The sequence below is a fragment of the Sphingobium sp. TomTYG46 genome (genome assembly GCF_055396345.1).
The window spans coordinates 1,556,732-1,581,007 of sequence record NZ_AP027324.1 but is presented as its reverse complement, the minus strand read 5'-3'; the positions used below and the strand labels follow the sequence as shown (position 1 = coordinate 1,581,007).

The window sequence follows — 24,276 nt, the reverse complement described above, 5'->3', positions numbered from 1 at the left end:
GAGCAGCCATGATGCTGCTGAGGCGGCATGGGATCTGGCGCCCGTCAGCGTGGCAGCGCGGATCGGCGAGCTGGCCGTTGCCGGAGACCATGAGGGTGTCCTGTTCTGGAAGTGGGTGGCTCTGAAGATGGATCAGACTCTTCGTCCCGGCGCCGTGCAGTAGAACTGGGGTCAGCGGCACCGGACAGGTGACTTGACATCGTTCTGGTCGCAGGCGACATCCAGGCATGACCTTGGGGAAGGTCAAAAAGGGGGGGAATTCAATGAGATTGATCCATGTTGCACTGCTGTGCGCAGCTGCCGCGCCGACTCTGGCCGGAGCGCAGGTAACGGTCCCGGCGTCGCCCACGCTGGCGGTAGGACCTGCGGCAACGAACATCCTGCGCACGGGCACCGAAATCCAGCTGAAGATGGAAGAGCCGCTGACAACCCAGGGCAAGAAGCTGCGGGTTGGTCAGCATTTTCGCCTGTCCGTGATCGAACCGGTCACTGTTGGCGGTCAGATTGTCATCCCCGTGGGCGCGCCCGCGATGGGAGAGGTGACCGAGGTTCGTAACAAGGGGATGTGGGGCAAGTCGGGGCACCTTACCGCCTCGCTCCTTCATGTCAGCGTCAACGGTCGCCAGATCCGGCTAAGTGGCACCTTCGATGACAAGGGTGTGACCGGGACCGCAGGCGTGGTCGCTGCAGTGGCGTTCGTCCCTGTCGTCGGCTTCTTCACGACCGGAACCAGCGCGAAGATCGCCGCAGGTTCACAGGTAAAGGGTTTCATAGGTGAGGACGTGCCTCTGCTGTTCGCCGAAGCCGTGACGGCCCCGGCCATGACCGTTCCTGTCGCTGCAGCCGCGTCTGCGCCTGCTGCGGTGCAGCCGGTCGCCGCTCCAGCTGCAGCGGCCCGGTAATCCGCCTATTCGAAAAGGACCAAGATCATGCGTATCATTCTGTCTGCTGCCTTGGCGCTCGCCGTCGCTGCTCCCGCTTTTGCCCAGCCCGCGCCGACGCAGCAGCTGGTCAATGAGGAAATCGGCGTGCCGGTATTTCCCTATGACATCACCGATCGGCCATATGAGGTCCTTGGTGAGGTAAAGGCCGGGGTCCGCAAGGCCACGATCTTCAGCAAGTCCTCCTCGCAGGACAAGATCTATAGCGAGCTCTGGGAGCGTGGGAAGAAACTTGGTGCAGACGCCGTGATCAAGGCCCAGTATGGCGATGCGCACGTGTCGGCATTCAGCTGGGGCAAGACAAACGCGACCGGTGTTGCGATCCGTTTTCTGCCGACTGGCAGCGTACCGGCAGCAGCTGCCGCTCCTGGGGTCAACTGACAGCGATGCTCCGCGCAGCGCTGGCCGCCGTCCTTATCTGTGCGAATATAACGGCCGCCGCTCAGGATGCCGTCACCACAGCTCCGCCCCCGGCATCTGCGATCGGCACTTCGTCACCTCGCTGGGTGCAGGGGACGGACGTGGAGCTGATGGTGGTCCGGGAGGTGAACAGCCGGTCCGCCAAGGCCGGTGACCGGTTCAGGCTGCGCGTCAACGCTCCGGTGGTCCTGGACGGAGCTACGGTGATCCCCATCGGCTCCGCTGCCTGGGGGGAGGTCATCTCCGCCAAGGGAACAGGAGCGGCTGGCGGAAAGGGCCAGCTCAGCCTGCGTCTCGTCAACGTCGATACCGCATGGGGACCGGTACGGCTTGCCGGCACCAAAGGCGCCGAGGGCGATGCGAATATCGGGGGAGTGGTCCTGGGCGTGCTGGGCTTTGGTCTTCTGGGACTGCTCAACAAGGGTGGCAATGCGACCTTCAAGGCAGGAGACGTCCTTCACGCCAGTATCGCTGAGGGTGAGCTGCCCGTTGTTGCCCCGCTGGACGTCAGCGCCGCCGCCGCGCTCGCCCCAACGGACCGGAGTGAGAGCCATGATGGCAGACTTTCGCAGTGATCCACATCACAGGGCTTCCGGCCAGACGATGACGGTGGGAGATTTTACCTACTGTATTTGCAGTCTATGGGCTCCGCCTCGCTAACATCGACCAGGTTGAAGGGCGATCGATATAGCGGCTGCCCGGCCGGTGCGGGCAAGAAAAAAGGGGTGGAAGATCGCTCTCCCACCCCAGCGAGGACCCTAAGCAGCGCAACTGTGATTGCTTAGGATGATCGCTCAGAAACGCCAGCCGCCGACGACAGCAACCTGATGGCGCGATGCACGGATGCCGGTGTCTTCGCCGTCGATCTTGTACTTGCCGTAGTCGCTGTATCGATATTCGATGCGGCCGAATGCCTGGCCATTGGTGTACTCGACACCACCGCCGATGCGGTAGCCGTCCAGCTCGTCGCTGCCGGTCAGGGTGTCAACGCCATCAGTGACGGAGGCCTTGAACTTGGCGTTGGTGTAGCCGCCCTTTGCATAGAGCATGACGTTCGGGTTGACGGGGAAGCCCAGGCGAGCGCCAATATAAAGATCGCGCTCGGCGCGGAGCGAACCTTCGATGCCGTCTACAGCGAGGTCGCCGACGGTTTCCTTGGTGGTTGCGTCGGCAAATTCGCCTTCGACGCCGATCACGGCAGTGCCGAGGTCAAAGTCATAACCCGCGGTAACGCCATAGAGGAAGCCGTCCTTGGAGCCATTGCCGAGGTCTTCCACTTCAAGGCGGACTTTGTCATAGCCGATAACCGCGCCGACCTTTGCGCCGCCGAAGTTGGAAGCTTCCTGCGCGAAAGCGGGAGCCGAAACAGCGGCAAGAGCGGCAGTGGCGATCAAAATCTTTTTCACGAGTAAACCCCCTGTTTGATAGGCCTTGTGAGGCGAGGAGGCGTTTAGCGGCTCGAATTCAAAGGCATAGTATGGATCGGACAACAGCTTCTTTGCTGCAAAGTTGTTGCATCGTCGCAACATCATGGCCACTTAAGGCCATGGCTTTTTCCGTCCTTCTTGCCGCCGCTGTCATGGTCGTTGACGGCGACACCATCCGCATTGACGGTGAACGCATCCGGCTTCTGGGCATTGATGCGCCAGAGATCCATGGATGCCGACAGGGCAGAATATGCGTTCCCGGCGACGGGCAGGCCAGCAAGCGCAGCCTGGAGGCAATGATGGGCGGCAAGGTCAGCGTTCAGCGCGTCGGGCAGGATCGCTATGGACGCACGCTGGCGCAGGTCTATGTTGGCGGGCGGAATGTCGCCTGCGAACAGGTCAGGCGCGGGCAGGCCCGCTATGTCGCCAAGTGGGACAATGGCGGGCTGCTGGCGAGGGATTGCCGGTGAGGCGCGCCGCCTTCCTCATAGAAGCATTTTTGACGGGCGCTGTTCTGCTGACCAGCTTCGGCATGGCGCTTTGGAATGCAGGGACATGGCTGCTGAGCCTGTAGCGGACCCATCGCCAAGCATGAGCTGATCACCTGTTTCGAAGATGATGGGCAGGTCCGCGGGGCTGAGGGCGGTATCTCATGGCGTGGTGGGACGTGCAGAACTGACCAGTGGCTCACCGCCGCGCTCGCAATATCATTGTAGAACAGGGAATTCCAATCAGGCGCTGTAGGAGCAACGACCTCAGCGAGTGAGCGCAGCGCCTCTTGCTGCTGTCAAAGTGCCACACCAATGGATCGCTTCACGATAGCCAGGCCTTCATCGAAGCGTTGCATCGCTATCGCACAGTCGGGGAGGTCGCCTCACTCCTCACATATTCGCTCAGCGACGGGTTTTTCACTTTCAGCCGCCGGCATTGCGGCTGTTATCTGTAAACACACGCTACGCAGCATGAGGATGGGCTAGCAGGCTTGCTCCGCTGACGCTGAGCGCGACCGTTGTTAAACGCCGAAGATCACGAGCCACCCTGTCTCGCGTTGAGTATCCGGTGTGGGCTGCTTGCCTCGCTGCCTAATCTTTCGTGCGGTTAATTTTAAAGCAATGGTTTTGCGTCCGAAATAACGACGCGTTAACCATGAGTGCCGATGCTGCTGGAAAAATAGGTATATGCCTAGATATAGAGTGGCCGAATCATGATGGGAGCATGCAATGCCGGAAAAAGCGCGGGCCCTTCTCGACTGGCTCATCGAGGAGCGAGGCGAGAACTATGCCAAGGTATCGCACGTGCTGGGCAAGAACGCAGCGTATATCCAGCAATATATCAAGCGCGGCGTCCCTACCGCGTTGAGCGCTGCCGATCAGGATCGGCTCGCGCGGCATTTTGGCGTGCCCAGAGATTTCCTGAGAGCGGCAGATGGGGAAAGGCTAGCTGATGAATGCCTGATGGCGATCAGTCATGCCCAAAAGGCGATCTTATCGGCCGAGAACGCCGGATTGGATTTGGCTGCCTGTCATCTTCAGATGGGACTGGACCTGCTCCAGCAGCACCACATGTCCGGCTGGCGGGGCGCTGCGGGGCATTCCGAACTCGAAGGTAACTGATCAGGGCACTGATCGACGCGATTCCAACGCAGGGGCACGACAGGGTGAAGAATGTTTCGGGGCTTACCGAAAAACAAAAGGAGTGCCTGCGGCTCGTCGCTCAGAACCTCAACACCAAACAGATAGCTCGGCGCATCGAGAGATCCGATCACACGGTGGATCAAAGAATAAGGCAAGCGCTGCGCGTCCTGGAGGTGGCAGATCGCTTCGAGGCGGCGCGAATTCTCGCTGACGCCGAAGGCCGCCACACATATCAGCCTTTGATATATCAATCGGAAGGGGTTGATGAACGCCTCGAAACGGCTCTTGTTGAGAGCGCCGGATCGGTGGACGAACTCCCTGCTCAAGCACAGGAAGCAGCGCCGCGGATCCCACCTTTGGGAGGCCGAGAGAATGACCTAGACGTTGATCAACGTATAAAGCTGATCCTCACTATTGCGCTCATGCTCGGCGGCACCCTGGCCGCTCTCGTCGCAGCCGGCCTGTGGATCATGTCCTTTTTTCACTAGGCTGCGACCCAATCCCACATTTTGCTTAGAGGCGACTGCGGTCGCAAAGGAGAAGCTATGTCCAACGGAACTGAACGCCGTATGCCCCTGACGAAGGATGCTGCCCAAGCGGTGGTCGTAGATCTTAACAAGGCTTACGCCCAAATTGATGATGTCCTCGCCCATACGCTGCGTGCGAGTGCCAATATGATTGATGTAGGCCGGTCAATGGGCCTCGATCCGCTCAGCGGGCAGCAGATCTACGCTGATCTGGGCCGCTGCGCGAACGCGATATTGGAAGGGCGCGAGAGCCTGGTTGCCGCTCACAAAAAGGCCCACCGCTTCCGTAAGCTGTCTGAAATGGCTGATGAAGACATGTTCGGCTGCCCGCGGGGTGCGAAGGCCGACCGTGTCAAAAAGCCGACGGCGCCACGGAGGGTTTCACTTTCCGCTGTCGCTTGAGAATTCAATATCTTATTTCGGGCACGTTATGGAACTGCCCATCGCCTTCAATGCAGCGCTGATATGCGTCGTCGCTTATATCTGGATACAAGGCGGCTGGGTCGGCAAGGTCGGAGCACTGCTCGTCCTTGCCGCCTCGGCGATCACCTTCATCGGTCAGGGGGGCGCCACTCCCTACGGCAGTTTGAACATCCCGATCTTTATCGGCGACATTCTGCTGCTTGCAGGGTTCATCTACCTGGCGTTGGCGTCTTCAAGATGGTGGCCGATCTGGGCATCCGCGCTTCAATTCAATGGCGTGTGTTCGCACCTTGTTGCTTGGCTCGCCCCGACGATCGTGAGTGCGGTATACTACAGGATGATCACGGTCTGGGGTGTCCCGATCCTGCTTGTCATGACGATCGGAACCGCTCTTGATCAGCGTGCGGCGAAGGCGAAGAACTCCATCAGGGACATTTGATGACGGCATTGATCGGACAGCGGGTCACATCGCCCGCTTACACGGATCTTATGACGATAGAGAGGGACTTGGCCAGGCTGACGAAAGCCATTCACTCTCTGGCTGAGGAAAGAAAAAAGAAGGAGGGCGATGCATGCGAGGCCATCGAGCATCTCGACGATACGGCTCTCGCGGCTTTGGCGCGGACAATCTTGAAAGAAAGCGCGGCGCGCGATTCCATCATGCCGCTGGAGACCTTCTCCGACCCGGTCTGGCATATTCTTCTGGACTTGTTCGCGTCTGAATTCGAAGGAAAACAGATATCCATCAGCAGCGCTTGTATCGGGTCTGGCGTTCCCAACACGACGGCGCTCCGATACCTCAAGATGCTCCATGACCGAGCAGTGATAGAGCGCATGCCGGACGCTCTTGACGCCCGCCGACAGCATGTTCGCCTAACGCCACCCTATAAGCAGCGCATGCGCGATCATCTTTGCATGCTGGCGAGTTCGCGCGGGACCGTCGCAATCGAGACAGTCGCCCGCACGGTTACAGATTGAAAGGGTTACAATGATTATTCTTGCTCTTGTTGCCATGTCCGCATTTGCGCCCCTTTGCGCTTCTCCTCACACGGAAGGAGTGTGCCACTTTGCAGGTGGGGGTGTAGGCCGGGATATTTCGGTCCGATCGACGGACAGAAAAAAAGAGCCGCAGCCGAACGACAGATTGCGGAAGCGGGCGAGAGGTTGATCTGACGTCGTCAAAACTGCCCTTCAAGAAGCACCCCTAGAATACGGGGGTCGCTCAAGGTGCCCCTCACACGGCCATCCAGGTCCGTAAAGCGTTGCGTGGGCTTTTGTACGTTGAAGATATTGGTGGCGACCAGATACGTACCGAAATTCTGGCCTTGCCACCCCCATTTTCCATTCACCGACCTGCGGCCAGGGATGTCCCGGCGCGACTGTTCAACCGCGTCCTGGAAAGAGGCGCTGCGGCCATTTGCATTGATATTGGCCAAGAGACCGCTGCTGTGCCGGTATGTGGCTGCCCCAGACAGCGTCCAGCGTGGAGCGCGAGCAAATTCATTCCCCGCTGCCGACCCTTGGATAATGGCATCGGTAGCGACATCGAAATGCCGGAATCGGGTACGCGCGTAACCGATCCCCGCAGCGAAGGTGAGAGAGCGCGCCGGACGGGCCTGTAGGTCCAGTTCGAACCCGAAGAGGCGCGATCTCCCGGCATTGACGACTTGACGGTCGAACACGGCCCCCGGGGTCAGCTGGACCGAAATCTGCTGATCCTTCCAGTCGAGCCGGTAAAGGTTGGCGTTCACGGTGAGTTGCCGATCAAACCAATGCGAGCGGAGTGCGAGTTCGTAATTCCACACGAACTCAGGCTTGAATTCATAGGCTTGGGCACGCTGCTGATTGAGGCCTGTCCCGCCAGCGCGATAGCCGCGCCGCGCTGTGGCACTGACAGCAACATTATGACCGACATGATAGGAGATGCCGACTTTCGGCAGCCAGGCCTGGTAGGTCACCCTGCGAGCAGGTTCGACGCTGCTCGCGCCGGCGGCGGTAGCCTGCAGGAAACTGTTCAGCTGGGCGATGATTGGCCTGAGCTGGGCGAAGGGGACGGCGGATGGATCGGGCAGGGTTCGGCTGATCTCTACCGTCTGCATGGCGCCACGCATCTGCTGTTCACGGTCAAATCGGATGCCCGCCAGGATCTGGAGGTCTCCGGTGAGCGGCATGGTAAAGTCGGCAAAGCCGGCATGATTGCTCGTCAGCAGTGGCTGCGCCAGGACGTTGCGAATGGGCACGACGCCCCCGTAAAGACTGAGGACGGCGTCGACCATTGCTTGAGAGAGGCCAAGCCCTCGCAGCTGACGGTCGATGCCAAGGCTCCTCAGGCTCAGATCCTGGAATGAATCGAAGGTGTAGCCCTGATTATCCTCCTTGAGATAATAGCCTCCCATGACACCCTGAACCCATGGGAGATCGATGTTGAGGCGCAGTTCCTGCTGAAACGTCTTCGTCGGGTCCATGAGCCGACTGCTTTGTCCCGGCGCCGGTGAACGATCGGGATCACTGATGTTCAGGGAGCCTATGCGGTTGTAGTTGGTGATTGAGCTTAATTGCAGCCCAGGATGGACGGCATAGCCGATCTCGAGCGAGCCAATGTCGCTTTTCACCTGCTGGCTGCTGCGCACATCTTCCGTTGAGACGCGATCCTGAGGCTTGTAGGGCGGGCTGAAGTCGCTGAATAAAGTGCCTCGCCGGTAGCGGCCGCGGCTGTAGGTGGCGAGCAGCTGCAAAGCTGGAACCGCGTGCGGGGTGACAAGAAGCTTTGTCCGCACTGTTTCCGCCAAGCGCTGGTCACCCTCCATATTCGCTGTGACATTCCGGATCAGGCCGTCGGATCGTGCGCGTTCGGCTGCGACGCGAAATGCAATCTGTCCATCGATCAATGGACCGCCGACGGCCCCCGCTGCCCGTCGCTGCCCGTCCTTGTCCGTCATCAGCAGCCGCGCCTGTCCTGACCAGCGATAGCTCGGATCATTGGTGCGGATGATGATCGCGCCGGCCAGGGCGTTGCGGCCCTGTATGGTTGATTGAGGACCGCGGAAAACTTCGATCTGTGACACATCGAAGAGGTCGAGGGGGCCAGCGCTGAGCGCCTTCTGCGGTAAAACCGCGCCATCCACATAGACGCTGGCGAGTGAGCCATATCCGCCTCCAGATACGTCCGAAGCGTCAATGCCCCGAATGGAGAAACTCGTCCGGTTAGCATCGACGGCGAGATTAGCCGTCCGATCGAGCAAGTCGTACATACTAAGAAGATTCTGGTCGAGGATGGACCTTGCGGTCGTCACGGCTACGCTGGCGGCTGTGTCCTGGAGGGAGCGTGGCTTCTTTTCTCCGGTCACGATAATCTGGGACACGCCATCGTCTCGACCGCCTTCTGCCGCTGCGCACAGTTGCGGAGGGAGAAGCGCACCAAAAAGACCAACAGCGAAAAAGCCCCGAATATTCATCTATTTCCCCCCGTGAAGGAGGCAGCAATATGGCTTTATCGGGTCAACGCAACCGCTAGCATGCAGCTCTTGGCGATTGGAAGACGTTCAGCTGATAGCGGCGCAACAGGCTCCGGTTGCGCCTTTGAAGGCCGGTGGCAGCGATATTGCTGGAGGAGGCTTGGGAAGGGCTTTCGTCTTCGGACCATTTTGCCCTGTAAGCACAGCAGGCGCCCTCGCGCTGAAGCGCAGCCGCGCTCTACGGCTCGCTGCGGTCGCCGCCGAGCCCCTGCGGGTCTCGGCCTGCCGGTAACGATCGCTGGCGCGTTTGCGGACGCCGCGCTTGTGCGCGGCGGCGCTGTTTTGGCCTTTCCCGTATCGGCGGGTGCGGGCGGCGCTCCCGGCTAGGCCCGTCGCGGCCCGGGGCAACCCCGGCGCTGCGCTTGGGGTGCTCCACTCCCGTTCCGCCCTGGAGGTGCCCCCGGCCGCTGGAGCCGGGCCTCTTGGTCGCTTATGCCGCCCACCCCCGCCTTTGCGGGGAGGCCTTATGTCTTTTTGGGGTGGCGCAGGAGACAGAGCATGCGTGAACCCTCTAGCCGCCGTGCCCATCGAAAGGGCGCTTGCGAGGATCGTCAGGAAGACAGCCGGGCCAGCCTCTATGACGAGGTAACCGCCCGCATCATCACTGAACTGGAGGCCGGGCGACTGCCGTGGGTCCAGCCTTGGGGGAAGGACGGCGCGACCAGTCCCGGCCTGCCGCGCAATGCGCTGACGGCGCGACCCTATTCCGGCGTTAATGTGCTGATTCTCTGGGGAGCCGTGATCGAGCATGGCTGGCCCTCGCAAAGCTGGCTCACCTTCCGGCAGGCGCAGGAGGCAGGGGGTTGCGTCCGCAAGGGCGAACGGGGCGTGACGGTCGTCTATGCCGATCGCTTTACCCCGGAAGCGGAGAAGGAGAGGGCGTCCCGAGAGGGCGGCGATTCCAAGGCCGTACCGTTCCTCAAACGCTTCACGGTCTTCAATGTCGCGCAGTGCGAGGGTCTGCGGGCAGGGCTTGCCGGTGATCCGGTCCCCTTGCCCGAGCGCGAGATCGTGCCGGTGGCCGAAGAGGTGATCGCCGCGTCGGGCGTCGAATTCCGTATCGGCGGGAGCGAGGCCTTCTATGCGCCCGGCCCGGATTTCGTGGCTGTGCCGCCGCAGCCCGCCTTCTTCGATCAGGTCAATTATTACCGGACCTGCCTCCACGAACTTACCCATGCGACCGGCCACGACAAGCGGCTGGGCCGCAATCTCCTCAACGCTTTCGGCAGCAAGGACTACGCCCGCGAGGAACTGGTCGCCGAGATGGGATCGGCCTTCCTCTGCGCGGCGCTCGGCATAGTGCCCACCGTCCGCCATGCCGACTACATCGGCGCGTGGCTGGAGGTGCTGCGCGAAGACCTGAGCGATGACCCGGCAGTCCGGGGGACTGCCGGGCCGCGAGGGCGTGCGATCTTTCGCGCGGCCAGCGCAGCCAGCAAGGCGGCGGACTGGCTGCTGGCCCGCCACAACGAGGCGCAGGCCGCGCGTGAACAGGGGAGGTTGGCGGCATGAAGCTCCTCACTCCCGAACTGCGCTTTGCGCTCCGCGCCAATGACATCGCTCGCCGCGCCCATGCAGCGAAGGGCGAGCGCTTCGATCCGCCGCCCGTCATCAAGCTGTTCAATCCGGTAGGCGCCGCGACATGGCTCGCGACCGAACTGGCGGAGGATGGCGATGCTTTGTTCGGGCTGGCCGACCTTGGCTTCGGCTGTCCCGAACTCGGCTATTTCAGCCTGGCAGAAATCGCCGCTGTTCGTCTTCCCTATGGCCTCTCCATCGAGCGCGACCTCGGCTTCGAGAGCAAATTGCCACTCTCCGTCTGGGCGGAAGAGGCCCGCCGCGCTGGCTCCATCCTCTGGGCCGAAACCCTGATCCGCCGCGCCGCCCAAACGGGCGCGCTCCCCGATTCTCCCTCGTCCGATCCGGACAAGGGATGACGTGAAGGCGGCACGTCACGCCGCCACCCCAGTGAAAACCGGCCCCCCGACGCCGCGAAGCGTGTGGGGCCGTGAGGGAGCCGGGTGGCTCCCGAACCCTCCAAAGGAGCAACGCCATGACACTCGTTTTTATTGATCAAGACAAGCTCTGCGTGAGCAAGATGAACATGCGATATGGCCGAATGGCGCCCGATGTCAGCGATATCCTGCCGACCATACGCAAGCGCGGGGTCATCCAGACGCTCCTCGTCCGGCCCAATGGCGCCGAGGGCTATTTCGAGATTGTAGCGGGCGCGCGGCGCTTCCATGCGGCCCGCATCGTGGCACAGGAAACAGGCGAGGCCGAGCCGCTGCCCTGCCGCATCCTCTCCGAAACCGACGATGCTGCCGCGATCGAGGCGTCCATGATCGAGAATCTTGCCCGTCTCGATGCGGACGAAGTGACGCAATGGGAAACCTTCACCCGGCTGGTGAAGGAGGGGCGGGTGTTGGATGACATCGCCGCGACCTTCGGCCTGCCAGACCTCACCATCCGCCGCGTTCTTGCGCTTGGCAATCTCCTGCCCCGCATTCGCGGGCTCTACCGCGCCGAGCAGATCGACCGCGCGACCGTCCGGCACCTGACCCTCGCCAGCAAGAGCCAGCAAAAGGCGTGGCTTGCGCTTCATGATGATCCCGACAGCTATGTGCCGACCGGGCATCAGTTGAAGGCGTGGCTGTTTGGCGGCCAGTCCATTCCAGCGCGCTTCGCCCTCTTCAGTCTCGACGATTTCAAAGGCGCGACCATAGCCGACCTGTTCGGCGAAGACCGCTATTTCGCCGATGCCGACGCCTTCTGGGCCGCGCAGAATGAAGCTATCGAGACAGCGAAGGAAGCCTATCTCGAGCAGGGCTGGAGCGATGTGGTCATCGTGCCTCCATCCGAGCATTTCCACAGTTGGGAATATGAAAAGGCGGCCAAGAGGAAGGGCGGGCGCGTCTATGCCGATGTCCGCCCGACCGGCGAGGTCATCTTCCACGAAGGCTATGTCACGCGAAAGGAAGCCCGGAGGGCCGAGCGCGGCGAGGTGGCCGACACGGCCAAGCCGGAGCGTCCTGAACTCACCTCGACCTTGCAGACCTATGTCGATCTGCACCGCCACGCCGCCGTTCGCGCCGCGCTGCTGGGGCATCCCGGCATCGCGCTCCGGCTCATGGTGGCCCATGCCATCACCGGATCGCCGCTCTGGACCGTGCGGCCGGAGCCACAGACAGCCCGCCATGATGATGTGCGCGAAAGCGTGGAGACAGCGCGGGGCGAGACGGTCTTCGACGAGCGCCGCCGCGCCGTTCTCGACCTGCTGGACTTCTCCTCCCAGGAGCACACGGTCACCGGCGGCAATGGCGATGACCATGGTCTTGTGGCCTTGTTCCTCCGCCTGTTGGAGCTTCCCGATCCTGCGATCATGGAGGTGATCGCGATCGTCATGGGGGAAACGCTTGCCGCTGGCAGCGCCGCCGTCGAGGCGGTGGGCGCCGAGATCGGCATCGACATGGCCGACTGGTGGCAGGCGGATGAAGCCTTGTTCACCCTGATCCGCGACCGCCAACTGCTCGGCCGGATGGTTGCGGAAGTGGCGGGCGAAACGGTCGCGACCGCCAATGCAGGCGAGACGTCCAAGACCCTGGAGCGGATCATCTCCGATCATCTGAACGGCGCCGAGGGGCGGGCGAAAACCGAGCGCTGGGTGCCTCGCTGGATGCAGTTCCCGCCGAGCGCTTACACGCAGCGGGGCGGGGTCGGCACAGTCATGGCTCATGCGAGGCTGATTGCAGCGCGCGTGCCGGTCACTGGACCGGAACCCGATGAGCAGCCCGAGCCGCTCGCGCAGGCTGCGTGAATTTAGAGCGGGCGGGATTGATCCCGCCCGCGCTTGCGGGCGAAGAAAATGGCCGCGCGCCGAAGCCGGGACGGCGGAAGCGCGCGGCGTTTTTTCAATGGTGGGACAAAGCCCAAACGGACATCGTCCAGGGCGCAGCGGCTTTGCCGAGATCGGTCTTCGTGAAGCAAAACAGGCACGCGGGTGCCAATGCCGGAGGTTCGCACGGTCGTGCCTTGCCCGCGAAGCTATGCGGGCTGCCATGGACCTGATCCACCTATTGACCATAGCGCGATCGCCTAATGTGAAGCCGCTCGACGCGGTGAAGCTGATGTCGTGTTTTGTAGATGGTAGAGGCAACTACCGGTGCGTAAGCGACTAATCGATCCAGACACGGAAATTTCCCGCTGGCCTGCGCAACAGCGCCCTGTGGCCTCTCCTAATCGCAGGTCTGGCGCAGGCACGACTTGTCCGTGCAACGGCTTCGCCGATTTTCTTCCCCGCCCTGCGGGCTCCTCGCGGACCAAGAAACCCGGCTCTGGCCGTCCTTCGCTGGCGCTCCGGCCTACGGTGCACGGCGTCGTACCTGCGCCTGATCGACTGCCATCGAGGCCGCAAAGGGCGGCATTCGAGCAGGCAAAAGGACAATTCCCATGGCACAGATCGGCAGCTTCACCCGCAACGAGGATGGCGTCTACACGGGCGAAATCCGTACCCTTACGCTTCGCGTCAAGGCCACGATCCGGCCCGTCGATCGCGAGCATGACAAGGCGCCCGACCACCGCGTGAGCGCGGGGGCCGTCGAGTTCGGCGCAGGATGGACCAAGGCTGCGCGCGAAACGGGGGCGGAATATTTGAGCCTCAAGCTTGATGATCCGTCCTTCCCCGCGCCCATCTACGCGACGCTCACCCAAGGCGATGACGGCGAGCACAAGCTCATCTGGTCCCGCTGATCCAGGCGCCCCGCGCCAACCGGTGCGGGGCTTTCCCCGGGGTGTCGAATGCAAGGCGATGATTTTCGACACTGATGCTGCGGTGTCCTGGCCGCCATCCTGAGGGCAGCGATCGCGCTTTTGCGGTTCGCAGCCACAGGATAGCGCTCCATGCACACCGATGACGACATTGCGCGCGCCAATCGCGCCAAACGCGGCTCGCCCTTTCTCAATACCGACCAGGCGGCCGCTTACCTGAAGCTTTCGAGCCGACTCCTCAAACGTCTGCGCCGCGATGGGAAAGGCCCTGTCTTCCGCCGCCACAGCCGCTTCGTCCAATATCATATCGACGACCTCGATACATGGTCGGCCGAGCATTCTGGCCGGGAGATCGGCGCATGAGGCGGGCTCGCAAGGTCGGCGGGGAGGCGCCGCTCCTGGCCTGGGGTGATGAACTTCGCGCCCGGAAGCTGCATCGCAAAAGGCGCGTTTGTCGCTTCGCATTCGGCGGCGCGGGTCTCGCGCTGCTGCTCGTTTCCGCCGTCTTTCCGCCTGCGCCGCGGCTTGTCTGGAACGCGAGCGCCAGCGCGCCCACCGGCCTCTATATCGTCTCGCCTGTCGCGGTGCCCGGCGTCGGTGACATGGTGATCGCCAGGGTGCCCTGGCGCTATCGTCTACTTGCCGACGAGCGCCGTTACCTCCCCATGAATGTGCCGCTGGTAAAGCGCGTTGCGGCCAGTGCTGGCGATGAGGTCTGCGCGAGGGGTACTGAAATCACCGTCAACGGCCGCTGGATTGCCGATCGGCAACGCACCGATCTTCGGGGGCGATCCATGCCACTCTGGGAGGGATGCACGCGCCTTCGCGGACGCCAGCTATTCCTCCTCATTAACAATAGCCGCTCCTTCGATGGCCGCTATTTCGGGGTGAGCGAGGGTGAGGATGTGATCGGCAAGGCGAGGCTCCTGTGGCGGCGCTGAGGCTCACCTGCGCCGCGCTGGCCATTGCCATCGCCGCTCCATCGTCAGCACAGCTGTCCGCCCGCTGGCGGACTCATATCAGCGAGGCGTCGGTCCGGTGCGGTGTACCCGCCAACTGGATCGGGCGCGTGATGCGCGCGGAAAGCAATGGCGAGACGATGCTTGGCGGTCGGCCCATTCGTAGCCGTGCCGGGGCGATGGGGCTCCTGCAATTGATGCCGGGCACTTGGGAAGATATGCGCCGAACCCTTGGATTGGGTAGCAATCCCGACGATCCCCGCGACAATATCATGGCGGGCAGCTGCTATCTTAGGCAGATGTATGATCGCTTCGGTTACCCCGGTCTGTTCGCCGCCTATAATGCCGGCCCGGGCCGCTATGCCGCGCATCTCGCAACCGGGCGGAAGCTGCCAGGCGAGACCATCGCCTATCTTGGCAAGGAGACGGGCTCGGCGACGGGCGCTCCGGATTCGCCGCCAGAATCCGAGCCTGCGGGGCTGTTCGCAATCCAGCGCCAGGTCTCTGGAGAGAGCCGGGACAAGACTGTCGAACCATCACACTCGTCGCTCTTCGCGGTGCGCAATCATGTCCCTTGAGGTGTCGTCCCGCATCGCCGATAGGGAGGAGGCTCGTCTCGATAGACCCAGCATGACGGGAGGCGGAGCGGTTATCAAGGCCCGCGGGTGCCCCCCAATTTGCTGCGCAAATCGGTTCCCCCCACGTCCGCTTCGCGGCGCTGCGCTTCGCGCCGCGGCCCTGACAGCCGCTCCGCCGCCCATCTCCATGACGCCGTTCTCGACGGTGAGAACGCGAAGCGAATGGAGATCATCATGGGCATGGTTCAGAGCATCGGAACGGCGTCGGATCACATTATGGCGGCGCTGGTCGCGGGACTGGAAATCGAATTTGGCCGCAGTGCCGGCAAGGCTTTGGCGCAGCGATTTCTCGAGGCAGAGGAGAGTGATTTCCTGTGGGATGCGAGGGCCGACGAGCGTTGGCTGGGTGCCTATGAAGGGCTTGGATCTGATGATGGAGAGCTCGATAGGATCGCGATCTGGGGCAGGCTCGATGGCCGCTGGTTCATGGCAATCATGCTGGTTGATGGCGAGGGAATGCCGCAGGGAACCATCGCGCATCGGGTATGCGGCAGCCGAAAATCTGCACAACAGGCGATGGCCGGCGCGCGCTGAGGATGCGGGGATGGAAGGGGAAGGGCAGCGTCGGTCGGGTGCTGTCCTTCCCCTTTTGCTGGGGCGAAGTGGTGAGGGAAAGTGGGTGAAGGGGAAACAAGATAAAGGCAGTGTCTCGCGACCCAGTCTAAGTGCTTGTCTGCACATCCTTTTTTCACGAGACAGATCGGCGCTGACGCGAGACCCGTCGGACGTGAACGGCGGTAATCCGCCAGTTTCTGGCCGAAATCGCGAGATGGGGCGGCGTTACCATGTCTGACGATGACCTCACCCCCAGGCTCGGCAGGATGAGGAGCAATGATGGCAAGCGCACCGTCAAATATGGCGGGCGCATCCTCGCGGCGACGCGGCTGGCTGGTAACAAGACCGGCAAAAGGTCGCGGCGTTTCGATGGCAGCCGGATCGGCCGGGGCGCGAGCATGGGACGGCTTCTCGCCAGTCGCGACAGGTTGGTCGGCTTCCGTGGACGCCGCGCGGTGGTGAAGGCGAGCCTCATCCGGCTCGGTGGCAAGGCTGGTCAGGCAGCCCGCGCCCATTTGCGCTACATCCAGCGCGACGGCGTCACGCGCGAGGGCTTGCCGGGGGAGCTTTACGGCCCGGCGACCGACCGCGCGGATGGCGACGATTTCCTGAAGCGCACGGCTGGTGATCGCCACCAATTCCGCTTCATAATCTCTGCCGAAGATGGGGCAGAATATCCCGACCTCAAGCCCTATGTCCGGCGGCTCATGACTCAGGTCGAACAGGACCTCTGCACCAAGCTCGACTGGGTCGCGGTCGATCATTTCAACACCGAACGCCCGCACACCCATATCGTGCTGCGCGGCGTCGATGATCGCGGCGACAATCTCATCATTGCGCGCGAGTATATTTCACACGGGCTACGGGAGCGCGCGTCCGAACTGGTGACGCTCGACCTGGGGCCGCGGACCGATCACGAAATCGAAGCCCGCCTGCGCCATGATGTCGAGCAGGAGCGGCTGACCGCGATCGACCGTCGCCTGCTGCGGAGGATGGATGCCGATCGGATCGTATCGCCCGCCGACAACGAGCCCTTCCAGCAATCGGTGGCGGCCGGTCGGCTTCGCAAATTGAAGGCGATGGAACTTGCCGAAGATATCGGCGACGGGCGCTATCAGCTGGTCGATGGAATGGAGGACACGCTGCGGCGCATGGGAGAGCGCGGCGACATCATCCGCCTCATGCAGCGCGAACTCACGGCACGTCGGCTGGACCGTGCGGGCGTCGAGCAGGTGATAACGACAGAGATCCACCAATCCATTATTGGCCGGTGGATCCATAGAGGCTTCTCCGACGAGCATCACGACCGTCATTACGCGATGCTCGACGGTGTCGATGGCCGGGTCCATTATATAGACATTGGCCGGGGCGATGCTGTACCGTCGGTTCCAGAGAATGCGACCGTGCGGATAGAGCCGACAAGGGCGAGCGTGATGCGGGCGGATCGTACCGTCGATGCTGTCGCTCGCGCCAACGGTGGACGCTATTCGGTCGACCTACATCTGGCGCACGATGCTCGGGCCAGCGAAGCTTATGCCGCGAGCCATGTCCGGCGACTGGAAGCTATGCGATGGGCCGGGGCCGGGCCGGAGCGATCAGAGGATGGGAGCTGGGTCATTCCCGACGATCACCTCGCCCGTGCCGAGGTCTATGCCCAGCGACAGAAACGTGACCGGCCGGTGGCGGTCTCGATCCTCTCGCGAACACCTGTCGCCGACCTGCCGACAAGGGAGGCGCCGACCTGGCTCGATCGCGAACTGGCATCAGGTGCGCCGAGCGCTGTCCGCGATGCGGGCTTTGGTCGCGAAGTGCGCGACGCAATGTCGGCCAGGCGTCAATGGCTCGTCGAACAGCAATTGGCCGATGGCGAAGGCCAGGCTTTCCAGTTGCGGCGCGGCGCATTGGATGCCCTCCGCGTGCGCGAGCTTCGCGATGTTGGCGAGAGTCTTGGCAAGGAACTTGGCAAGCGATTTGAGTCAATCAATGTGGTCGAGCGCGTAGAGGGTGTCATTGAGCGGCGTTTGGACCTTGAGAATGGGCCATATGCGGTGGTCGAGCGCGCGCGGGATTTCACGCTGGTGCCGTGGCGCGATGTGCTCGAACGCAATATCGGGAAGGTAGCGTACGGGATCATGCGCGTGAACGGCATTGATTGGCAGTTCCAGCGCGGTCGATCGGGACCGACAATCTCATGATGTTAGACCGCGCGCGTTCAAGTTCCACTTCATCCCTTCCTGGCGGTGCATGCGACTACTTAACCGGCTGAAACGGAGATTCGATAATTAATATCGCGCCGTCTGAGTCTGTCGGGACGTGGAAGGTTCGTCCCAAAGGACAAAATCGCGTCCTTTTTGGACATCGATTTCGCAAGCTTGAGGTTAAACGGATGTTGAGCATGATTAACGCGCGTCAAGCATGTTGATTTCAGGAATCGTTAGGACCCATCGGTAATGTCGTTGCACAACAAAGGGGTTTGAACATGAAAGCCTATCGTCTGTGCAGCACATTTGCGGTCATCGCCCCAGGGATTTTCATTGGCGGCCCTGCATTGGCTGACGACACAGCCCATGGCTCCTTCGGCATTCGCGCCGTCGTTCCCGTCTATTGCGAGATCAACAGTGACGCGATCGTCCTTCAGGGCAGCGAAGGATATCAGGTCGGAAGTGTCATGGAGATTTGCAACGCTCCAGACGGCTTCCAGGTCGCAGCCTCCTATCGGGAACTGACACAAGCGGAGCAGGTGAACCTCAACTATGCGGGCGTCTCGCGGCGCTTGAGCCGGTCGGGATGGACGCCGGTGGCGAACCGGATGGGTGCAAAATTCGGACTTCGCCCAATCGGTGTGCAATATGCTGCACTGGAGGCACCTTTAGCCATCAATCTGACGATCACCTATTTTTGATGGACAGAGAGCCGCTCCGCCATCGGATTGGGCCGCCTTGTAACCCGCGCATCAGATCGGCGTGACCGTAACAGTGACACGGTCGCTGTAGTTTCCTGCGTGCCAATTGGCGTTAGGCTCGACGGTGATCGACACATTATGGACGTCGCCGGTCGAACTCGTGTGATGGCCCACTTCCACTTCATCGCCGGTCACCATGTTAAAGGGTCGTCCATCGACAAACAGATTATAGGCAATCGTCTCCGGCCCGTCCGTGCGTCGTAGCGCTCCGCCATTTTGCGAAGCGAACCGCAGCTGATAGCCAGCGGTGCTGAGAATTCTGACTGCGAAAGGAGAGGAGACCGTTCGTGCGGTCATCGACAGCTGACCCAGGTCGATCCGGGCTCCACCGCCGCCGCCGTTCGCCCCCGCGAAGTGAATGCGTGCCGTTGCGGGAATACCCAGCCAAAGCTGGACCTGCTGGGTCGCGAGCGGCACGTCGCCGCGGTCCTCTGAAAGCGAGAATACCAGCATCTGACGGTAATCGCCGCTCTTCATGCCCCAGCCAACCGGAATTCGGATGCCGTAGGATACGGGTGATCGTCCGCCCGGTTGCAGCACCAGTAGCGAACCGGTTGATACGTCGGTGGGTGATGAGGAACTGATCGGAACATTGCCCCCCGGTCCCATCAAGCTGTAATTCGGAAAATCGGGGTCCGACGCGCCCAGATCCCGTGTAACCCGCAATCTCAGCCTACATTCGCTGTTACCGTCGTTTCGCAGGAAGATTTGGAAGCGATCCGTCAGCTGCCGATCATCCATGCTATCTCCAGCTGCGAGACGCACTTCAGTGGCGCCATTGACGAAGCTGGGGCGACAGTCCGCATGCGCGATGCCCGGCACGACGCTTGCCAATGCAATCATGCAAATCGGTAATCGGCGCATAATCTTACTCCTGTGTCGCTGCCGCGGGCGTGGCGGAGACCTCACCCATGGACAGCAGAGATTTTGTATCGGTCGGAACGCGGATCAGGAACTGCAATTGCGGATTGCTCAATTGCACGCGATAAGTCTTGCCAGGACGTAACCCCTGTGCAGCAAAGCGGCCGACCGAATTAGTGAAGAAGGGTTGTGGCGCGAAGTCCCTATCATCGACGCCACTGATGGTCCCGCCCAGCAGGGCCGCCCGTTCTCCTCCATACACCAGGAAGCCATAGGCGCTGACGCTGGCATCTGTACCCACGACGAGCTTGTAGCCGCTCTTGTAGGGCGGATTGATCGTCTGGACGCCAGTGCCGATATCATATCCTTCGGTGCCGTTTTTAAGGTCATACTGGACGTTCTGGCGATTATAGCTGTTGACCCGGCCGTCGAGCGCCGGACCGAACGCGCCGCTTTCGGCTTCAACCTTGCCGTTATCGACCGACTGTCCGACAACGACCTGCTGCTCGTCCAACGCGGCATGGGGCTTGGCGATCAGGAACGAATCCCCAATTGGTCGGCCGATCGCCATACTTCCCCCCGCAAAGCCGATGGAGGTGCCTACTTGCAGGCGGCTATCCTGGCGGTCGCCCAAATGGGAAATGCCTGTGCCCGAACTGATCGTCGTGAAGCGGGAATAGAGGCGGTTGCCGACATAGGTGGCCGAACCATCGACCGACGCCAGGCCATCCGAATTGCGTGCGGATATGTCATAGCCGAATGAGCCGACCGTATCGTCATAATTGCGCGTGAGAGACAGTCGCGTATCATCGCGTCGGCTGTTATAGGCGGCCTCCGCCCTGGTCCGAGCCCCGAAGGGTACTACCAATGTCGCGCGTGCGCCGATTGTTCGGCCGAATGTGTCGCGGCCATATTCTAAACCACCAGTCAGTCGCAGGCGGGATGTGCGGTGCATGACATCGACAAAGGCGAGCTTGGTTCCCCGCAATCCTTCGCGATCGAACCAGTTGCCGCCGACGATCAGGGTGGTCCGTTCGCTCAGGGCCTGGCTGTAATTCGCGGTTAGCGAAAAGCTTTCGAACCGGCCGAAGCCGATCTGGTCGGACAGCGTCGAATAATTATGGCTGCGATAATCGCCGCTGATGGAGAATTGCTTACCCTGCAACCCATAGCCTAGTTGCAATATATAGGCACCCCGAAGGGAATAACCCATGCCCTGCCCAGTGCTGACTGCGCCTGACAATTCGAAACGGCCGGGGATATTCTTCGGGGAAGCGATGACCTCGACAGCGGCAAGTTGGGTGTTTTCACCTGCCTGGACCGCGCCGCCCAGCAGCAGTCGGTTGGTGATGCCGCGCCTGTAATAGGCGGAAAGCGTCGGCGGACCACCATAAATGGGCTGTGCCCGGAAGTTGACCGGGACAAAGCCGACTGCTGCACCATATTCGGTTTCGCCGGCGATCAGGTCCGACGGATTGAAATAGGTGTCGAAGGAGGCGATCTGCCGTCGGCCGCTGACATCGGTGACGAACAGCTGCGCGTTGCGGCCACCATATTGGGCCTGAAGGCGAGACAGGTCATAGGTGCCGGCATTCAGTTGGAAGCGTTCGACCTGTTGCCCTTCGACAAGAATGTCAACCGTGGCATCGCGATCCAGCAGAACCTGTTGGGCGCCCAATTGCATGAGCGGCGAACTACCGGTGAATATTCGGCGGCCCTTTTCGACGCCGATGCCGCCCAACAAAGTGCCCGAAGTGATGCCCAAGCCATTCTGTTGAAGATCGCCCGCCGTCCAGCGCCGCTGCTTGTCATATTCGTCGTAGACCATGCGCGCCTGGCGACGGTAAAAGCCGCTGCCGCCAGTCAGTTCCTTGTCATAGCCACCGTCCATTTCCAGAACGACGCCATTATAGCGGATGGCGCCTTGCAGGATGGCCGCAGGCTTTTCGAAATCACTGAAATCCGCCATGCGGAAATCGCCGATGACGTTCAGATAAGCGCTGAACTTTTCCGGCTGCATGGTGATCGCCGGTTCGGTGAAGCGCACTGGGTCGCCCAGCGACTGCGCGGCTACCATGCGCGGATCGATCCGCTCCACCAGTATCTCCAGGCGGGAAGGATCGTAGCGTAGGGTCACACCGGCCTTTTCGATATCCGCCAAGCTAACTGCGGGGATCGAAGGCAGGGCTGCGACAAATTGCGGCTGCGCAGCGGGGGCCAGGATAGGTGAGAGGCGCTCAATCAGCGATTGACGGTCCAGCATTACCGTGCCGTCGGTAAAAACCTCTGCCCCAAGGTCGCCGTAAAGCACGCCCTGGCGAAGCAAGGGCAGCGTCATCTGCATGCCGCGTCGATTGGTCTTCTGCGCAGGCACCGCAGGCACCGAGGGCGGCGCGGCCAAGGGCTGGGTCTGCACGCTGTCCCGGCTTGGCAGGACCGTTTGCGCGACCAGCATCGCTGGATATTCTACCAACGTTACGGCCGCAATGCCCAGAAATAAACGCTTCACATCGCCCCCCGGCAGATTGCTGATCAGCTCAGCGCTTCAGCGTGACCGTTGCTCCAACCGCCAGCTTGGTGGGCGTGGGCACGAAGAAGATGCGCGTCCGTCCCGGCGCGACGATGCCCATGCCGATCATCTCACCCATCTGCGCGGCATCATAGTCGGCGGAATAGGGCTTTCCGGTGGCATCGGTGCCTTTGATGGTCCAGCCAGACCGCCCAGCCGCGAAATAACGCGTGCCCTTATTTTCGATGCTCACCTCCAGGCCGTTTTCGATCCGCGTCTTCTTGACGTCCTTTTCTTCGGGCTTCTTCTCGTCCGGTCCCAACTCCACCTCACGCGTGATCGGTGTGATCCCGGCAACCGCAGGGTCGGACGTCGCGCCGTTGGGAACGACATTCACCAGGACATTGAAGCGCATCACCACCTGAATGCGCGACTGATCGGATGGCAGCTGGACCGGAATCTGGCTGATCGATGCATAATAGACTTCCGATTGGGTCGGCGGCGTATCCGGCAGATACTGGACGCGGAAAACCTGCTGGCTGTTCGGTGCCATCAGCGTTTGTGGCGGGAAAACCATGAACTTTTCGTCTGCGGGTTGCAGGTCGAGTTCGCCCCGTTCGCCGATCGTACCGCGATACATGCGGACCTCCATCGGCAGTTGGCGATCTTCGTTGTTGGTGACTTCCAGCCGCGCCGAAGACCGGCTGCCGGTGGGTTCCAGATCGACCGACATCGGCGTCACGCGCGCCGCCTGGGCGCCCATGCCGAAGCTGGCAAGCGCCAGAAAAGGCAGGCCGTGCCGCAGCAATTTCGTGAACATCATCTTACCCCCAAGTCACCATATGAAATTGGAGGAGCGAGTCTCGCCCCTCCAATTTCTCAGAGCCGATATTCCAACAGATCAGCTGGCCGTGACGGTCACGGTGATCGTGTCGGTATAGGTGCCAGCAACCGGGCGCGCGTCCAGGTTGTTCAGCGGATCGATCAGTGCGTTGAACTTAACCTGGCGATGCAGCGCGCCGCGCGACGCACCATTGTTGAGCTGGAGTAGGCCGAACAGGGTGCGGCGGAAGCCCGGCTGCTGCAGCTGACCGCCATTGCGGTAGTTTTCGGCACCCAGCGAATAGTTCAGCGTGTTCTTGAAGCCCGCGTCCGCGCCGGTCAGCGGCGTGGTGGTCTTCAACTGACCGGCATTGGCCGACGAGATGGTCATGCTGTTGGTGTCATTGCACGACACGTAGAAGGAGTTGGTGCCGGCGGTCTTGATGTCGGTGAGATAGAGCGCGCTGTTGCCGGCATTGGTGTTGATGTCCAGCGTGCCGAGGCTGATATCATTGATGTTTTCCATCGTGCAGGTCTTGGCGACCGATGCGTTGATGTCGAACGTGTCGCTGTCGTTGTTGGCGGCGAAGGCCGGGGCGCTGGACAGCATGACGGCGGTGGCCGTCGCGGCGAGAAGGAGCTTCTTCATAGTGATTTCCTCAAATTTGGGATGCGATGTTTGCTCAATAGAGCGTCAAGACCGGTCGGCCATTGGCGCGACACAGCCGACATCGACAATCAAATGGCGGTCTGAACCGTGACCGTCACAGTGCCCTTGTAGTTGCCTGCCAGCGGACGATCTGCATTGTCGGCAGACAGAACCTGGGCCTGCAGCTGCACGCGACGATGAACAGGGCCGCGCGAGTCAGACTGAACTGTGGTTGCACCATTCGCCAGGCTGGGCTGCGTGCCGCTGGTCAGATAGTTGAGTGCGGCGACGCGGTACTTCAGCTTGTCGGTGAAGCCGGTGTCGTCGACACCCGGCTGATAGGTGCGGGTTTCGTTCTGCAGCGAAGCCGGGCCAGCCAGCGTCATCGAGTTCTGCTTGTTGCAGCTGACCCAGAACTGGTTGGTGTTGCCGCTCTTGTCGCTGCTCAGCAGCAGTGCGCCATTACCCGCCGTGGTCGAGACCGTCAGCTGGCCCAGATTGACGTCGTTGACATTTTCCATCGTGCACGTGTCGGGAATCGACGCATTGATTTGGAAGCTATCGGTCGCAGAGCTGTCGGCGAAAGCCGGACCAGCGACAAGCATTGCCGCCGTAGTGGCAAGGAACAACTTTTTCATGGATTACTTCCCCGTTCAGTTCAGAAGAG

The 24,276-nt window shown here is 61.5% G+C and carries 26 protein-coding genes; 19 read left to right on the top strand and 7 right to left on the bottom strand.

The window, feature by feature from the left end; genetic code table 11:
- The first annotated feature begins 263 nt into the window (after window positions 1–263).
- The 3 genes from ACZ5YV_RS08050 to ACZ5YV_RS08040 are packed head-to-tail and all read left to right on the top strand — an operon-like array spanning window position 264 to window position 1,936.
- The gene (locus ACZ5YV_RS08050; RefSeq protein WP_464787158.1) at window positions 264–902 is read left to right on the top strand and encodes a hypothetical protein; all 639 of its coding nucleotides are present in this window, start codon (window positions 264–266) and stop codon (window positions 900–902) included.
- Window positions 903–929: 27 nt separating this feature from the next.
- Entirely contained in the window at window positions 930–1,322 is a 393-nt protein-coding gene (locus ACZ5YV_RS08045) for a hypothetical protein (RefSeq protein WP_464787157.1), read from the top strand.
- A gap of 5 nt (window positions 1,323–1,327) precedes the next feature.
- A complete protein-coding gene (locus ACZ5YV_RS08040) occupies window positions 1,328–1,936 on the top strand; it encodes a hypothetical protein (protein ID WP_464787156.1) in 609 nt (202 codons plus the stop codon).
- A 219-nt stretch (window positions 1,937–2,155) separates the two neighbouring features.
- On the opposite strand, the gene ACZ5YV_RS08035 is transcribed toward ACZ5YV_RS08040, so the two are convergent.
- Complete coding sequence (locus ACZ5YV_RS08035; RefSeq protein ID WP_464789178.1) at window positions 2,156–2,893, bottom strand: outer membrane protein; 738 nt, start codon at window positions 2,891–2,893, stop codon at window positions 2,156–2,158.
- Between the two features lie 14 nt (window positions 2,894–2,907).
- Between ACZ5YV_RS08035 and ACZ5YV_RS08030 the strand changes: the two genes are divergently transcribed.
- The 6 genes from ACZ5YV_RS08030 to ACZ5YV_RS08005 all read left to right on the top strand — a co-directional run bounded on the left by ACZ5YV_RS08030 (window position 2,908) and on the right by ACZ5YV_RS08005 (window position 6,350).
- Window positions 2,908–3,258, top strand: coding sequence for a thermonuclease family protein (locus tag ACZ5YV_RS08030; protein ID WP_464787155.1), 351 nt, complete (start codon window positions 2,908–2,910; stop codon window positions 3,256–3,258).
- 750 nt (window positions 3,259–4,008) lie between these two features.
- Entirely contained in the window at window positions 4,009–4,401 is a 393-nt protein-coding gene (locus ACZ5YV_RS08025; protein ID WP_464787154.1) for a hypothetical protein, read from the top strand.
- 44 nt (window positions 4,402–4,445) lie between these two features.
- Window positions 4,446–4,910 (top strand): LuxR C-terminal-related transcriptional regulator, encoded by a 465-nt coding sequence (locus tag ACZ5YV_RS08020; RefSeq protein WP_464787153.1) that lies wholly within the window; start codon window positions 4,446–4,448, stop codon window positions 4,908–4,910.
- Window positions 4,911–4,967: 57 nt separating this feature from the next.
- Window positions 4,968–5,351, top strand: coding sequence for a hypothetical protein (locus tag ACZ5YV_RS08015; RefSeq protein WP_464787152.1), 384 nt, complete (start codon window positions 4,968–4,970; stop codon window positions 5,349–5,351).
- A 28-nt stretch (window positions 5,352–5,379) separates the two neighbouring features.
- Window positions 5,380–5,811 carry a hypothetical protein gene (locus tag ACZ5YV_RS08010; RefSeq protein ID WP_464787151.1) on the top strand — a complete coding sequence of 144 codons (432 nt, stop codon included), beginning with the start codon at window positions 5,380–5,382 and terminating at the stop codon, window positions 5,809–5,811.
- The gene (locus ACZ5YV_RS08005; RefSeq protein WP_464787150.1) at window positions 5,811–6,350 is read left to right on the top strand and encodes a hypothetical protein; all 540 of its coding nucleotides are present in this window, start codon (window positions 5,811–5,813) and stop codon (window positions 6,348–6,350) included. Before ACZ5YV_RS08010 ends, ACZ5YV_RS08005 begins: the two co-directional genes overlap by 1 nt.
- A gap of 200 nt (window positions 6,351–6,550) precedes the next feature.
- On the opposite strand, the gene ACZ5YV_RS08000 is transcribed toward ACZ5YV_RS08005, so the two are convergent.
- Window positions 6,551–8,827, bottom strand: coding sequence for a TonB-dependent receptor (locus ACZ5YV_RS08000; RefSeq protein ID WP_464787149.1), 2,277 nt, complete (start codon window positions 8,825–8,827; stop codon window positions 6,551–6,553).
- A gap of 558 nt (window positions 8,828–9,385) precedes the next feature.
- Here ACZ5YV_RS08000 and ACZ5YV_RS07995 point away from each other — a divergent pair.
- From ACZ5YV_RS07995 to ACZ5YV_RS07950, 10 genes are all read left to right on the top strand, one after another.
- Window positions 9,386–10,399, top strand: coding sequence for an ArdC family protein (locus tag ACZ5YV_RS07995; protein ID WP_464787148.1), 1,014 nt, complete (start codon window positions 9,386–9,388; stop codon window positions 10,397–10,399).
- Window positions 10,396–10,824, top strand: coding sequence for a DUF2958 domain-containing protein (locus ACZ5YV_RS07990; protein ID WP_464787147.1), 429 nt, complete (start codon window positions 10,396–10,398; stop codon window positions 10,822–10,824). The genes ACZ5YV_RS07995 and ACZ5YV_RS07990 overlap by 4 nt, the downstream gene beginning before the upstream one ends.
- A gap of 116 nt (window positions 10,825–10,940) precedes the next feature.
- A complete protein-coding gene (locus ACZ5YV_RS07985) occupies window positions 10,941–12,704 on the top strand; it encodes a ParB/RepB/Spo0J family partition protein (protein ID WP_464787146.1) in 1,764 nt (587 codons plus the stop codon).
- Window positions 12,705–13,336: 632 nt separating this feature from the next.
- Complete coding sequence (locus tag ACZ5YV_RS07980; protein WP_062118080.1) at window positions 13,337–13,636, top strand: DUF736 domain-containing protein; 300 nt, start codon at window positions 13,337–13,339, stop codon at window positions 13,634–13,636.
- 150 nt (window positions 13,637–13,786) lie between these two features.
- Window positions 13,787–14,017: a helix-turn-helix domain-containing protein gene (locus tag ACZ5YV_RS07975; protein ID WP_464787145.1), complete on the top strand. Its 231-nt coding sequence runs from the start codon at window positions 13,787–13,789 to the stop codon at window positions 14,015–14,017.
- Window positions 14,014–14,595, top strand: a complete 582-nt coding sequence (locus tag ACZ5YV_RS07970; RefSeq protein ID WP_464787144.1) for a S26 family signal peptidase — start codon at window positions 14,014–14,016, stop codon at window positions 14,593–14,595. Before ACZ5YV_RS07975 ends, ACZ5YV_RS07970 begins: the two co-directional genes overlap by 4 nt.
- Window positions 14,583–15,191, top strand: a complete 609-nt coding sequence (locus tag ACZ5YV_RS07965) for a lytic transglycosylase domain-containing protein (RefSeq protein WP_464787143.1) — start codon at window positions 14,583–14,585, stop codon at window positions 15,189–15,191. The genes ACZ5YV_RS07970 and ACZ5YV_RS07965 overlap by 13 nt, the downstream gene beginning before the upstream one ends.
- A 222-nt stretch (window positions 15,192–15,413) precedes the next feature.
- Window positions 15,414–15,785: a hypothetical protein gene (locus ACZ5YV_RS07960; protein WP_464787142.1), complete on the top strand. Its 372-nt coding sequence runs from the start codon at window positions 15,414–15,416 to the stop codon at window positions 15,783–15,785.
- Between the two features lie 251 nt (window positions 15,786–16,036).
- A complete protein-coding gene (gene rlxS, locus ACZ5YV_RS07955; RefSeq protein WP_464787141.1) occupies window positions 16,037–18,001 on the top strand; it encodes a relaxase/mobilization nuclease RlxS in 1,965 nt (654 codons plus the stop codon).
- A 284-nt stretch (window positions 18,002–18,285) separates the two neighbouring features.
- Complete coding sequence (locus ACZ5YV_RS07950; protein ID WP_460989503.1) at window positions 18,286–18,708, top strand: hypothetical protein; 423 nt, start codon at window positions 18,286–18,288, stop codon at window positions 18,706–18,708.
- 51 nt (window positions 18,709–18,759) lie between these two features.
- On the opposite strand, the gene ACZ5YV_RS07945 is transcribed toward ACZ5YV_RS07950, so the two are convergent.
- The 5 genes from ACZ5YV_RS07945 to ACZ5YV_RS07925 form a co-directional block, all read right to left on the bottom strand.
- Window positions 18,760–19,611 carry a spore coat protein U domain-containing protein gene (locus ACZ5YV_RS07945; protein WP_464787140.1) on the bottom strand — a complete coding sequence of 284 codons (852 nt, stop codon included), beginning with the start codon at window positions 19,609–19,611 and terminating at the stop codon, window positions 18,760–18,762.
- A 25-nt stretch (window positions 19,612–19,636) separates the two neighbouring features.
- Complete coding sequence (locus ACZ5YV_RS07940) at window positions 19,637–22,138, bottom strand: fimbria/pilus outer membrane usher protein (RefSeq protein WP_460989505.1); 2,502 nt, start codon at window positions 22,136–22,138, stop codon at window positions 19,637–19,639.
- A 28-nt stretch (window positions 22,139–22,166) separates the two neighbouring features.
- Complete coding sequence (locus ACZ5YV_RS07935) at window positions 22,167–22,961, bottom strand: fimbrial biogenesis chaperone (RefSeq protein ID WP_464787139.1); 795 nt, start codon at window positions 22,959–22,961, stop codon at window positions 22,167–22,169.
- Window positions 22,962–23,039: 78 nt separating this feature from the next.
- Window positions 23,040–23,609, bottom strand: coding sequence for a spore coat protein U domain-containing protein (locus ACZ5YV_RS07930; protein WP_460989507.1), 570 nt, complete (start codon window positions 23,607–23,609; stop codon window positions 23,040–23,042).
- 89 nt (window positions 23,610–23,698) lie between these two features.
- Window positions 23,699–24,247, bottom strand: coding sequence for a hypothetical protein (locus ACZ5YV_RS07925; RefSeq protein ID WP_464787138.1), 549 nt, complete (start codon window positions 24,245–24,247; stop codon window positions 23,699–23,701).
- Window positions 24,248–24,276 lie beyond the last annotated feature (29 nt).